The sequence below is a fragment of the Sphingobacterium bambusae genome, assembly GCF_033955345.1.
Taxonomy (GTDB): Bacteria; Bacteroidota; Bacteroidia; order Sphingobacteriales; family Sphingobacteriaceae; genus Sphingobacterium; species Sphingobacterium bambusae.
The window spans coordinates 3,628,713-3,642,180 of the sequence record NZ_CP138332.1 but is presented as its reverse complement, the minus strand read 5'-3'; the positions used below and the strand labels follow the sequence as shown (position 1 = coordinate 3,642,180).

The following is a 13,468-nucleotide window of genomic DNA, read 5'->3' as shown; positions in this document are numbered from 1 at the left end:
ACTTTGAAATGTGGAGAATAACGGATTCGAACCGTTGACCCCCTGCGTGCAAGGCAGGTGCTCTAGCCAGCTGAGCTAATTCCCCTTTTTTGTAGTGGGTAATGGGTAGTGCGTAGTGCGATTTCAATGTCGCCATAAAAATTCGCGGTACGCAATACGCTATACGCATTACTTTCCGTAGTCCCGAGCAGATTTGAACTGCTGACCCCTACATTATCAGTGTAGTGCTCTAACCAACTGAGCTACGGGACTAGCTTATCTTTCTCATCTTCTCTCGGTATCCACGTCCTCTCGGGGTGGGCACTTTCTTCTTTTCTTAGATGTTAGTAGGTAGATATTAGTACTTAGACAGGGTCTATATACTACATACTATCTACTAAATACTTTTTAACGATCATGATGTGGCGCAACGAGTGTCAATTAGGACACTCTAGAAAGGAGGTATTCCAGCCGCACCTTCCGGTACGGCTACCTTGTTACGACTTAGCCCCAATTATCGGTTTTGCCCTAACACGCTCCTTGCGGTTACATGCTTTAGGCACCCCCAACTTTCATGGCTTGACGGGCGGTGTGTACAAGGCCCGGGAACGTATTCACCGCGTCATTGCTGATACGCGATTACTAGCGAATCCAACTTCACGGGGTCGAGTTGCAGACCCCGATCCGAACTGTGAATGGCTTTTAGAGATTGGCATCACATTGCTGTGTAGCTGCCCGTTGTACCATCCATTGTAGCACGTGTGTAGCCCCGGACGTAAGGGCCATGATGACTTGACGTCGTCCCCGCCTTCCTCACCGTTTGCACGGGCAGTCTGTTTAGAGTCCCCACCTTAAATGCTGGCAACTAAACATAGGGGTTGCGCTCGTTGCGGGACTTAACCCAACACCTCACGGCACGAGCTGACGACAGCCATGCAGCACCTAGTTTCCTGTCCCGAAGGACTGATCTATCTCTAGATCATTCAGTAACTTTCAAGCCCGGGTAAGGTTCCTCGCGTATCATCGAATTAAACCACATGCTCCTCCGCTTGTGCGGGCCCCCGTCAATTCCTTTGAGTTTCACCCTTGCGGGCGTACTCCCCAGGTGGATGACTTAACGCTTTCGCTTGGACGCTAACGGTATATCGCTAACATCGAGTCATCATCGTTTAGGGCGTGGACTACCAGGGTATCTAATCCTGTTCGATCCCCACGCTTTCGTGCATCAGCGTCAATCACCGCTTAGATAGCTGCCTTCGCAATCGGAGTTCTGAGACATATCTATGCATTTCACCGCTACTTGTCTCATTCCGCCATCTTCAACGGCATTCAAGTTCTTCAGTATCAAGAGCACTGCGACAGTTGAGCTGCCGTCTTTCACTCCTGACTTAAAAAACCGCCTACGCACCCTTTAAACCCAATAAATCCGGATAACGCTCGGATCCTCCGTATTACCGCGGCTGCTGGCACGGAGTTAGCCGATCCTTATTCTTCGAGTACGTTCAGCTATCTACACGTAGATAGGTTTATTCCTCGACAAAAGCAGTTTACAACCCATAGGGCAGTCGTCCTGCACGCGGCATGGCTGGTTCAGGCTTCCGCCCATTGACCAATATTCCTTACTGCTGCCTCCCGTAGGAGTCTGGTCCGTGTCTCAGTACCAGTGTGGGGGATTCTCCTCTCAGAGCCCCTAGACATCGTCGCCTTGGTGAGCCGTTACCTCACCAACTAGCTAATGTCACGCGAGCCCATCCATATCCTATAAATATTTAACAGCTTCTCCATGCGAAGGTGCTGTCTCATGCGGTCTTAATCCGGATTTCTCCGGGCTATCCCCCTGATATGGGTAGGTTGCTCACGCGTTACGCACCCGTGCGCCACTCTCACTATCTTCGAGCAAGCTCTCCGATAGATCCCGTCCGACTTGCATGTATTAGGCCTGCCGCTAGCGTTCATCCTGAGCCAGGATCAAACTCTCCATTGTAATAATGAATTGTTCGATACCAAGCTATTTACTAATAAATAACCGGAATCGTTTTTGTTGTATCTTACGATCCGTAATTGACAGGTTGATTTTTTGTTATTGTATAACTTTCATCTTCCGACTACTCGTTACGCTACATGATCATCTTTCTTAAAGAACTTTTCTCGCCGCCGCGTCGCGCTTTGGCTTTTTATATATCGTGGCATCGCTGCCCGAATTATCTTGTTTGTTTCCCTCCTTCTCGTTGGGACTGCAAAGGTAGAAGACTTTTTCGGTTTCGCAAAATAAAGTTGAACTTTTTTTTCGATACCCTTTCAGGCTTTCTAACCGTGGAAACGCCCTTCGTTAAAGGCTTTTTCCATCTTCTGTTTTTCGCTTTTCAATCGTCCCTCCCTTGCGGAGTGGTGCAAAGATAGAAACTTTGGCACATATCTTGCAAATTATTCCAGCTTATTTCTTTCAGACAGCACACAAGACGCTGGAATACTGTGCTATATTTTTGATAAATAGATTCCTGATTTAAAGTAAAAGCTCCGCAGAACCGCATTGAGCATAAGACCACAGGAAATATAGACCTCGCACAATATGTAATTAAGCTTTTAATAGACAAAGCTACCCTTTCCCATTTTTTTCGATAAAAGATTTCTTCAACCCAAAATGAAAATAATAAAATAAAATTCACTATATTCACAATACAAAAGAATAAAATAAACCATTTTATGATAAGAAAAGAATTAAAGTCATTAAACATCGCTTCTACCAAAGAAGGAACGTCCACTGGTCAGCACTGGTTTGGAGAGGGAGAAATACTGACATCAAGCTCTCCGGTGGACGGAAAAGACCTTAAACGCGTCTTCTCCAGCAGCAAGCAAGACTACGAGCAAGTACTAGAAAAGGCTATCGCTGCGAAAGGTATATGGTCGAGTATCCCAGCACCGAAGCGAGGAGAAATCGTCCGTCAATTTGGCGATCGACTACGTGCGCAAAAATCGGCACTCGGAAAATTGGTATCCTATGAAATGGGAAAATCTTACCAAGAAGGACTGGGCGAGGTTCAGGAGATGATAGATATCTGTGACTTCGCAGTAGGTCAATCACGACAACTATATGGTTTCACCATGCATTCAGAACGTCCGGCCCATCGGATGTACGAACAATATCATCCTTTAGGCATCGTAGGCATCATCTCCGCATTTAATTTTCCCGTGGCCGTTTGGGCTTGGAATGCCGCCCTCGCCTTGGTTTGCGGGAACGTCATTATATGGAAAGGGAGCGAGAAAACGCCTGTATGCAGCATTGCTTGCCAAATGATCCTCGCCGAAGTATTGGCAGATAATGATCTACCGGAAGGTATTTCGTCCATTTGCACAGGCGGAGCGGAACTTGGACGATGGATGGCTGCAGACAAACGCATCGATCTCGTGTCAGCGACTGGATCGACCCGTATGGGCAAGGAGGTGGCCAGCACAGTGGCAGCACGTCTAGGAAAATCACTTCTAGAATTGGGCGGCAACAACGCGATCATTGTCACGCCCCATGCTGATTTAAAGATGACCACCATGGCGGCAGTGTTTGGCGCCGTGGGTACGGCAGGCCAGCGTTGCACCAGCACGCGCAGGCTTATCGTGCATAACGACGTGTACGATCAAGTACGAACCGCACTTATTGATGCTTACGGGCAACTAAAAATCGGAGATCCGCTGGATGTGGAAAACCACGTTGGTCCGTTAATCGACCGACAGGCGGTAGACAATTACCTCGCTGCGCTGGAAGATATCGAGTCTGAAGGTGGTCGATTGCTCGTTGCGGGTGGAGTTCTGCAGGGCAAGGGCTATGAAAGTAAGTGTTACGTGAAACCCGTCATAGCCGAAGCGGAGAACTATTACCGCATCGTGCAAACCGAAACATTTGCTCCGATCCTATACCTCATACGCTACGAAGGGACCATAGCCGATGCCATTGCGCTTCAAAATGACGTCGCCCAAGGCTTGTCATCGGCCGTCATGACCAATAACCTGCACGAAGCCGAGCATTTTTTAAGCCATCGGGGTTCCGACTGTGGCATTGCTAACGTAAATATCGGCACCTCGGGCGCAGAAATTGGCGGCGCCTTTGGCGGCGAGAAGGAAACTGGCGGCGGACGCGAGTCGGGTTCCGATGCATGGAAAGCCTATATGCGCCGACAAACAAACACCATCAACTACAGCGACAGCATACCGCTCGCGCAAGGTATCACATTCAACCTGTAGCATACAACAGGTTCATCAAAACCCTAAAAAATCATGAGAGCGCTACACGAAATATTAGCACAGCATATCTTAGCGGATGGACTGCCTATTGTGCTTGACCTTATCCATTCCAACGGCTCCTATATACAGGATGTAAATGGCGACACTTACCTCGATATGTTTTCCATGTTCGCATCCTCCCCTGTCGGGTATAACCACCCACATATCGTTGCGCAACAAGAATTTCTCGGCAAGATGGCCGTAAACAAACCTGCGCTATCGGACGCCTACCCACAGGAGTACGGTGCCGTCATTGAAACCTTTGCCCGTGTTGCCATCCCTACCGAGCTCCCCTACTGCTTTTTCATCTGTGGCGGAGCATTGGCTGTGGAGAATGCACTAAAAGCAGCTTTCGACTGGAAAACGAGGCTTAACCTGCGTCAAGGAAAAACAAAGGAAGCCTCGCAAATCATACATTTTAAGCAGGCCTTCCATGGTCGTTCTGGCTATACACTATCCATGACGAACACCAAGGATCCCAGAAAATATATGTACTTCCCCAAATTCGACTGGCCGCGCATCAGCAACCCAAAACTTCATTTCCCCCTAACAGAGGCATCCGTTAACGAAACCATCGAAAATGAAAAAGAAGCGATAAGGCAGATCGAAGCGGCCATCAGCAATAATCCGGATGATATTGCCGCCATTATCCTTGAGCCCATACAGGCCGAGGGCGGAGACAACCACTTCCGAAAAGAGTTTTTCCAAGCATTACGCAACATCTGCGATCAGCATGATATACTACTGATTTTGGACGAGGTACAAACGGGCTTGGGAATGACAGGTAAGATGTGGGCCTATCAACATTTTGGGATTATTCCAGATCTGATCGCCTTTGGTAAGAAAACCCAAGTATGCGGCATACTTGCCAACAAAGAAAAATTTGACCGTGTGGAGGATCATGTATTTGTCCAATCAAGTAGGATCAACTCGACCTTTGGCGGCAACTTTGTCGACATGCTGCGCTTTCAGTTTATTCTAGAGATCATCGAACAGGAAGACCTTGTCGATCACGCAGCTCAAGTGGGCGAGTATCTTTTGAGAAAGGTAAGCGATTTGGTAAGCCGCAAGACGTTCCTTTCGAACCCACGCGGACTTGGCCTTTTGGTGGCGTTCGACTTTGAGACGAGCGAGCAGCGGGATTCTTTCCTTGCCAAAACCATGGAAAACAAACTACTACTGCTCGGCTGTGGGGAGAAAAGTATTCGTTTTAGGCCGCATCTAAACGTGAAACAAGCAGATATAGACCAAGCGATGCTTATCGTTGAGCAATCGCTGCATGCGTAAAAAAATTGGAACAGCTTCAACAGCCTCCGCACAGCGGGCTGCTGAAGTTGTTAATTCGGTGACTCCAAAAGTGCGGTGATAGACTGTTTAAAGCGGGTTCGGACACCTTGTCCATCTTTCTTGGCGGGTGTCCACTTGGGCGATTTCTTCATCACGCGCAACGCCTCCGCTGCAAATTCGGGGCTTATCTTGCTTTTGTTCACGATCTCCACATCACACACGCGCCCATCTTCGCACACGGTAAACTCCATCACGGCAGTCTGCCGCAGTCCATAGTCTACATAGGACGTACTATCGATGCTCTGAAGCAGATCACGCACATTTAGATGTTGTTGTACAAACCTATTCCATCCACGAACGCCGCCCCTAAACTGCGGATAAGTATCTACCGAGGTTACTATAGCGGTATCGGGCATGGATTGCGCATGAACCCAGCAAGACGCAACCAATAGAAAAAGAAAAATTGTCCATTTTTTCATCCTAACCTCCTATTACCCAAAGATAAGGAAGATTTACGCCTTCGCCAAATCCACATCCTGCCTAAAGTATCCCTGATCATCACGTATGAAGCTCATCGGGTTATCCGGATTTTTAATAATCTCAAACAGCGTAAAACCCCAAGGTTTCCAAAAATTTTCCAAAACCTGTCCATATGTTTTCACCTGCCAGTTGTCAAAGATTGGCTTCATGGTCCAGTCGTTGAGTGGCATAGGCTCTACATACACCTTGCCGGGAGTTTCCATATAAGTGTATTCGGGCAAACGATTAAAAAGGTAGGCAGAATAAAAATAACGGGCACAGATTTCTTCAAACTGTATGGGATGCAATCGCTGATTGGCAACAGCCTGCAGTATCTCTTCATGATAGATGGCATGTGTACCATTATCCTGCAAGGTGGCTATAATCGCAAAATCGTTCATCCTGAACGAAAAGATAAGCGTATTAATCTCGTCGCGGTAATTGAAGTTTTCCGTGGCATTATCTACCGGAAGGATCAAAACGGAGAATGGGTTCCGATGTTCGAACTCCATCGCCGTGCGGATAGACTGCAGCATAAAATGCAAATTCCGAAATTTATGTACCAAGGCCTGTGAAAAATTCATGGGCTCGCCGCTCAACATCGCTTGCCGCACGCCCGATTGAATTTCATTAAATACTACGCCATATAGGATCTTAGCTACCCACTGAAAAAGCTGCACCTGAGATAGCTGCTTAACGGCATCATAACCTTGCTGCATCGCTTTTTCCACGTCAGCTTCGAGCTGTTCGAATAAAGCTGCCGTATCCGCCGAACAAGGAAGTTTGAGCGCCTTATAGGTCACGATATTCTCATCCAGCATCTTGAAAGGTTTCTCTTCCAGATCAAATTGCCTCATCATCCATAATGGGAAGACCTGAATCTGCTCATCGCGTGATTTCAATGCTTGGCCCGAAAGAAAACAGGTATCATTATCGAATTTGAAATCCAAAAACGGATTATACAGTGTAGCTGCCATAGGGGGCAAAGATATTGCTTTTCAGAAGTGCATTTGTTTGTTTGAGGTCAATTTTGCTAGCGGAGAAGACCCCAGCTAGCCTACATTCACCTTAAAATCCTGAAAAACCAAACTGCCGTCCAATACTTGACCTTCTTTGGTACGAAGCCCCTTCAAGACCGATGTTTTCCCTTTCTCGAGCAAATTTTTCATTTCCTTCTCTTCCAAGAACACACCGTTCAGCGTTCGCCAAATCTTAAAGTCACAGCCTCGTGCATAGTGATCGCACTGCGCCACCTTATCGTATAGCTGGATAAGGCCAGGCTCACATTTAGGGCATTTTATCTTCCCCTTCTGCAAAGGCTTAACCTCCTCTTGCTGTATTGCTATACGCAACTGCAGCAATTCTTTAGTTATCTTGATGGTGTAATCCTTGATATGCTTCATGAAGATATCATAGGACACCTTGTTTTCGCGCATCTCCTCCAGTTTCTGCTCCCATTTTCCGGTTAGCGTTACTTTTGCAATGGATCGGTCCTTCACCAAATTATAGACAGCCAGTCCCTTTTCTGTTGGGATGAGCTTCTTCTTCTCCCGCTTGATGTAGTCGCGTTGAAACAAGGTTTCGATAGTAGCGGCACGCGTTGCAGGTGTACCCAAACCACAATCTTTCATAGCTTGGCGCATCTCATCATCTTCGATTTCCTTACCCGAAGTTTCCATGGCCTTCAGCAAGGAAGCTTCCGTATGGATTGGCCTCGCTTTCGTGAAACGTTCGGCGAGCTCGAGCGATAGAATCTCCAAGAGCTCCTCGGCGCTAAGACGTGGAAGCTGTGCATTTTCATTATCCTGATCGTCGGTATTTTTATCCTCATCCGGCAATTCCACCTGATCGGCGGAAAGGCGCCATCCGTACTGCTTGATCACGGTACCTTTAGCAATCAGTTCAACACCCTGCGCATCGATGGTCACGGTAGTGATATCCTTAATACATATCTCTGAGAAGCTTTCTACCATGCGTTTGGCGATCATATTATAGATATGTTGCTGCTCCTTCAACATGGGGCCTGGCTTTTCATCGGTTACCAAGAGCGCGTGGTGATCCGTCACCTTTTTATCGTCTACCGATCGCTTATTTAATTTAGCTCCGATAAGATTACGGCTGATGGTCGCAATCCCCTCCTCTGCGGTATCGGCCAGATGCTGAAAGAGTTTGTCTATTTCCTCAAAAACATCCTCACCGATATAGCGTGATCCCGTACGCGGATAGGTGATGACTTTTTTCTCATAGAGCGTTTGGGCAATGCTTAATGTTTGATCGGCCGAATAGCCGTATTTTTTGTTAGCATCTTGCTGTAGAGAGGTGAGATCGAACAACAAGGGAGGCGGTTCTTTAGTCTCCTTTGCCTCTACCTTGACCACTTTGGCTTCCGACCCTACCGTGATCTTCGCTACAGCCTGTTCTGCATCCTCCTTCTTATCGATCTTGTTGGAGGTGGCCTTAAATTTTATGTTGTCCTTCTCGAATCCGGCCTGTATTTTATAGAATGCCTGCGGTTTGAAATCCTTGTTCTCCAGATAACGGGAGCATATCATCGCCAAGGTAGGTGTTTGCACGCGACCAAGCGACAGCAAGCCCTTGTTTCCGGCAGCCAAGGTCAGCGCCTGCGTGGCATTAATGCCGATCAACCAATCGGACTCCGATCGTGAACGTGCAGACATATAAAGGCTATCGTATGCTGTCCCTTCTTTCAGGTTGGCAAAGCCCTCTTTAATGGCTTTATCGGTCTGCGAGGAAATCCACAATCGCTTAAACGGAACTTTCGAATTCAGGAAATAGTAAATATTCCGAAAGATCAATTCTCCTTCGCGCCCAGCATCCGTGGCTACGATAATTTCTTCGGCTTCCTCTAAGAGGCGTTTGATGGTATTAAGTTGTTTGACGGCCCCCGCATCATCGATTTGCTTGCCGTCTCTTTTTACCTTTTTCGCTTCCAAGCGAAAGCTCGTGGGCACGATAGGCAGATTAGACACCGACCATGTCGCATAGCCATAGGCCTGTGGTGTGCACAGCTGCACTAAGTGGCCGAAAGCGTAGGTGAATGCATAGCCATTGCCGGCGATATATCCATCCTTCACCTCCTTGGCACCCATAACGCGCGCTAGATCTCTCGCCACCGATGGCTTTTCCGCAATAACGACTTTCATTTGGTAAATTAAACGTAAAAATAAAAAAGCTGCCTATCCAGATCAAAGGGGCTGGCAAAGCTGCAACATAAAATTTATTTGTTAGGATCTACCTAATCCAACGAGGGAATAGATATACCCTTAATTTTTCGGTAAAGATCCACGGCATACACATCCGTCATGCCGGACACAAAGTCCAACACGGCTCTAATCTTTGCATAGGCCTCGTTACTATCGGTATGAAACTGCTCGGGAATCATCGCGACCAATTTTTTATCAAACATCGTTTTGTTGGTTTTTAGATAGGCCGGCACAAATTCTTCCAAAAGTGCATTCATCACCTTGTAACCAGCAATCTCAATCTGCACTACCGTGGGCGCATTATAGATCTGCGCAACCGACAGCTTGGATATTTTCTTCATCTGCTCCACAATAGGAGCATCCAACGCATCGATCAGTGCACTTTCAAAGCTACCCGCCAAAAACTTGTCTTGGTTTTTCGCGAAAACTTTAGCGCAGCCGTGTATAAGTGTATTGATTGCTTTTGCACGCAGCAGCTCCACCCTACTCCCCGTATCGGTCAAGCCATCCAGTCGAGCACGGAGATCTTCGCCGCCGCATAAGGGAAGCAACAACTCTTCAACTTCTTTGTAAGCGAGTATCTTAAGGTGATGGGCATCTTCCAAATCGATGATATTATAACAGATGTCATCTGCAGCCTCCACAAGATAAACCAGTGGATGGCGCAGGTAACCGTTTGGATTCGTCGGATCCTTCTCAAGCCCCAGTTCTTCCGCGATCTGCACAAAACTTGCTGCTTCGCATTCAAAGAAACCATATTTCTTACGGTGATGGTTTCCCTTGATGTGACCATCGCTTGCCGCACAGGGATATTTGACAATAGAAGCCAAGGTTGAATACGTTAAGGCATATCCCTTTTTATCCTTTCCATTAAAAGGATGTGTCAAGATGCGTAACGCATTGGCATTGCCTTCGAAATGTGTCAAATCTGCCCATTCCTTTGACGTCACATGCTCTTGATATTTTCGTCCCGCGCCTTCAGTAAAGTAGGAAGATATTGCCGCCTCTCCGGAATGTCCAAATGCAGGATTTCCTAGATCGTGTGAAAGACAAGCCGCGGAAATTATGTTACCCACCTCCTGCAGAAATGGACATTCCGTATCGATAGCTGGGTTATCCTTTTTCATGAGGTTGTAGAAAAGCCTGCCCAAAGAACGTCCCACGCTGGCCACTTCTAAACTATGGGTGAGTCGATTGTGCACAAAAACAGCTCCCGGCAAAGGAAAAACCTGCGTTTTATTTTGTAGTCTTCGAAACGGAGAGGAAAAGATCAGTCGATCGTAATCGCGCTGAAATTCCGAACGGGCATCGAGATGATCATTTACCTCCCTATGCTCATACCCCCACCGCTTTGCGGACAGCAATTGTTTCCAATTCATGTAAACTATAGATTTTTGTGTGCTAGCAAATATACCATTTCTAAACTGGAGGTGCGGCAAGCATTTTTGCAAAGGGTTACTTTCCCTTGCAGAAGACAGCATACCGTAATGTCCCCATCCGCATAGAACAAACTGATAGCGAACAAGAAACAAGAGCTGTAGCACTTCCAAAAAAGACTTTTGTCACTTTGCTTTTCCTTCTCGGCTGTATTGCGTATTTTTAAAAAATATCTACACACAAATACCATGACATATAAACTTCCGCACCCGGCAGATTTCGAACATAAAATTGATGGCAAAAACACCCACCTGATTGTCCTTAAAAACCGATCGGGTATGCAGGTTGCTTTTACCGATTATGGTGCTCGGATTGTGAGCATTTTAGTTCCCGACAAATTCGGCGAACTCCGCGATGTCGTATTAGGCTTCAACAGCATCCAAGAATACCTAAGCGCGGATGAACAATACCACGGCGCAACGATTGGGCGCTACGCAAACCGCATTGCCCATGGTCAATTTGAGTTGGACGGCAAAAACCACGTGCTACAACAGAACAATGGCAGAAACTGCCTACATGGCGGACCTACGGGATTTCATACAAAGGTGTGGGACAGACAGGTATCCATGGAAAAGAAGGTCGATTTTTACTATGTATCCGCCGACGGTGAAGAGGGCTTCCCAGGAACATTAAAGGTCTGCGTGTCCTATGAACTGACAGATAACAACGAGATCAGGATTCAATACAAGGCGGAAACGGACAAGGCTACGCCCGTAAACCTGACCAACCACGCTTACTTCAACCTCAATGGTGAGGGCCACAGCGATGTGTTGCAACATATATTACATATACCGTCAACACATTTTATCGCCATCGACGAACATCAGGTTCCTTTGGGCACCGAAACAGCAGTTGATGAAAGTGCATTCGATTTCCGTACACCGAAAAAAATTGTAGACGACCTGAACAAGGAGGAAGAACAGCTACGAATGGGCAATGGCTACGACCATACTTTTGTGAATAAGCAAACCTTTTCCACAGCAGCGGCGTCGGCCTATTCGGAGCTATCGGGCATCAAGCTCGACGTACTAACGACAGAACCGGGTGTACAGCTTTATACAGGAAACTTTTTGACAGGCAACGACAAGGGAAAATCGGGGGGCACCTATTTTTCGCGCAACGCTTTTTGTTTTGAGACACAACATTATCCAGACAGTCCAAACCAAGCGCTTTTCCCATCCACGATCCTACAACCTGGAGAAGTATTTGAATCGCAAACGATCTACAGGTTTTCAATAAAAAAGGAGATTTAAAAATCTCCTTTTTTATTGAACCAGTGTATCGAGTGCGTTCTTGACCTTATCGAAGCCAAAAGAAGCCTTTACCTCATTGAACATACGCACGATCTGTTCGTTGCATAAGTTACCGATACTACCTTCGTGTGTATGATGCACCTCTTTTGCGGGCTGGAAAGTTCCATTTTCAATGGCCAAGCCGATGTTACGGTAGGCCTCCCGGAAAGGAATGCCCTGCAACACTTCATTGTTGACAACCTCGACGCTAAAAAGGTAATCGTACTTTGGATCGTCTAAGATATTATCTTTAACTGCAATATGCTCCAGCATGAAGGTAGCGATTTCCAAACACTCGCTTAACGATTGAAACGACGGAAACAGATTTTCCTTCAGCAACTGTAGATCGCGGTGATATCCTGAGGGCAAGTTTGTTGTCATCAGCGCAATTTCATTGGGCAGCGCCTGAATTTTATTGCATCTGGAGCGTATCAGCTCAAAAACGTCCGGATTTTTCTTATGCGGCATAATACTGGATCCCGTAGTTAGGTGCGCTGGGAACGATATAAATCCAAAATTTTGGTTGATAAACATGCAGACATCCATCGCAAATTTAGCTAATGTGGCCGCCACGGCGCTCATGGCTTGGGCAAGGATACGTTCGGTTTTTCCACGCCCCATCTGCGCGTACACCACATTATAGTTAAGGTCATCAAAACCCAAGAGCTCCGTAGTCATACTGCGGTTTAATGGAAAGGAGGAACCATAACCTGCCGCTGAACCCAGCGGATTTTTATTACATATCTTCCAAGCTGCTTTCAACAACTCGAGGTCATCCACCAAGCTTTCCGCATAAGCGCCAAACCACAATCCAAAAGAAGAGGGCATCGCAATTTGCAAATGCGTATAGCCAGGAATAAGCACTGATTTATGTTCTTCACTCAACGCGATCAACTTATTGAAAAGAGACTCAACAAGCAGCACGAGATTCTCAATTTCTGAACGAAAGTAGAGTTTGAGGTCGACAAGTACCTGATCGTTCCGAGAACGGCCGGAATGAATTTTCTTGCCCGCTTCGCCAATGCGCTCCGTCAAGAGCATCTCCACCTGCGAATGTACGTCCTCCACCGAATCATCGATGATGAAATTACCGGCCGTGATGTCTGCGTAGATATTTTTAAGCTCTCGCTGCACAGCTAGCAAGTCATCTGTAGGCAAAAGCCCTATTGTGTTCAACATCTTTGTATGCGCGAGCGATCCCAACACATCAGCTGCGGCAAGCTGCAAATCCATAGCACGATCGTTGCCTACGGTAAATGTTTCCACAAACTTGTCTACATTGATGTTCTTTTGCCAAATCTTCATTGCTGTATGGTTTTATGCTAAAAAAAGGAAATGTCTTGTTAAGCGAACTTTCCGAGGCTCAAATTTACTATTCTTTAGCAAATAATCGTCTAGCTGTTTTATGCATTATCATATTTTTCCAGCAACAGGGCTCTAGGTACTTCACAGAAAAAA

At 46.7% G+C, this 13,468-nt stretch carries 8 protein-coding genes, 2 tRNA genes and 1 rRNA gene; 3 read left to right on the top strand and 8 right to left on the bottom strand.

Translation table 11 applies throughout. The annotated features are described in order from the left end of the window. Positions 1-11: 11 nt before the first annotated feature. The 3 genes from SCB77_RS15140 to SCB77_RS15130 form a co-directional block, all read right to left on the bottom strand. Positions 12-85 (bottom strand) — tRNA-Ala (locus SCB77_RS15140). A 93-nt stretch (positions 86-178) separates the two neighbouring features. Further along, positions 179-252: transfer RNA gene (locus SCB77_RS15135), tRNA-Ile, on the bottom strand. Positions 253-434: 182 nt separating this feature from the next. After that, positions 435-1,963: ribosomal RNA gene (locus tag SCB77_RS15130) — 16S ribosomal RNA — on the bottom strand. Between the two features lie 719 nt (positions 1,964-2,682). Between SCB77_RS15130 and amaB the strand changes: the two genes are divergently transcribed. Continuing rightward, a complete protein-coding gene (gene amaB, locus SCB77_RS15125; protein ID WP_320182838.1) occupies positions 2,683-4,212 on the top strand; it encodes an L-piperidine-6-carboxylate dehydrogenase in 1,530 nt (509 codons plus the stop codon). A gap of 33 nt (positions 4,213-4,245) precedes the next feature. Then, positions 4,246-5,538 carry an L-lysine 6-transaminase gene (gene lat, locus SCB77_RS15120; protein ID WP_320182837.1) on the top strand — a complete coding sequence of 431 codons (1,293 nt, stop codon included), beginning with the start codon at positions 4,246-4,248 and terminating at the stop codon, positions 5,536-5,538. 50 nt (positions 5,539-5,588) lie between these two features. On the opposite strand, the gene SCB77_RS15115 is transcribed toward lat, so the two are convergent. From SCB77_RS15115 to SCB77_RS15100, 4 genes are all read right to left on the bottom strand, one after another. Beyond that, a complete protein-coding gene (locus SCB77_RS15115) occupies positions 5,589-6,017 on the bottom strand; it encodes an energy transducer TonB (protein ID WP_320182836.1) in 429 nt (142 codons plus the stop codon). Between the two features lie 33 nt (positions 6,018-6,050). Beyond that, positions 6,051-7,034, bottom strand: a complete 984-nt coding sequence (locus SCB77_RS15110; protein ID WP_320182835.1) for a hypothetical protein — start codon at positions 7,032-7,034, stop codon at positions 6,051-6,053. 75 nt (positions 7,035-7,109) lie between these two features. Beyond that, positions 7,110-9,221, bottom strand: coding sequence for a type IA DNA topoisomerase (locus SCB77_RS15105; protein ID WP_320182834.1), 2,112 nt, complete (start codon positions 9,219-9,221; stop codon positions 7,110-7,112). Positions 9,222-9,313: 92 nt separating this feature from the next. Continuing rightward, positions 9,314-10,660 carry a deoxyguanosinetriphosphate triphosphohydrolase gene (locus SCB77_RS15100; protein WP_320182833.1) on the bottom strand — a complete coding sequence of 449 codons (1,347 nt, stop codon included), beginning with the start codon at positions 10,658-10,660 and terminating at the stop codon, positions 9,314-9,316. A gap of 246 nt (positions 10,661-10,906) precedes the next feature. On the opposite strand from SCB77_RS15100, the gene SCB77_RS15095 reads away from it, so the two are divergent. Beyond that, a complete protein-coding gene (locus SCB77_RS15095) occupies positions 10,907-11,971 on the top strand; it encodes an aldose epimerase family protein (protein ID WP_320182832.1) in 1,065 nt (354 codons plus the stop codon). Positions 11,972-11,983: 12 nt separating this feature from the next. Here the strand turns inward: SCB77_RS15095 and argH are convergent, their stop codons facing one another. Continuing rightward, a complete protein-coding gene (gene argH, locus SCB77_RS15090) occupies positions 11,984-13,315 on the bottom strand; it encodes an argininosuccinate lyase (RefSeq protein ID WP_320182831.1) in 1,332 nt (443 codons plus the stop codon). Between the last annotated feature and the right edge of the window lie 153 nt (positions 13,316-13,468).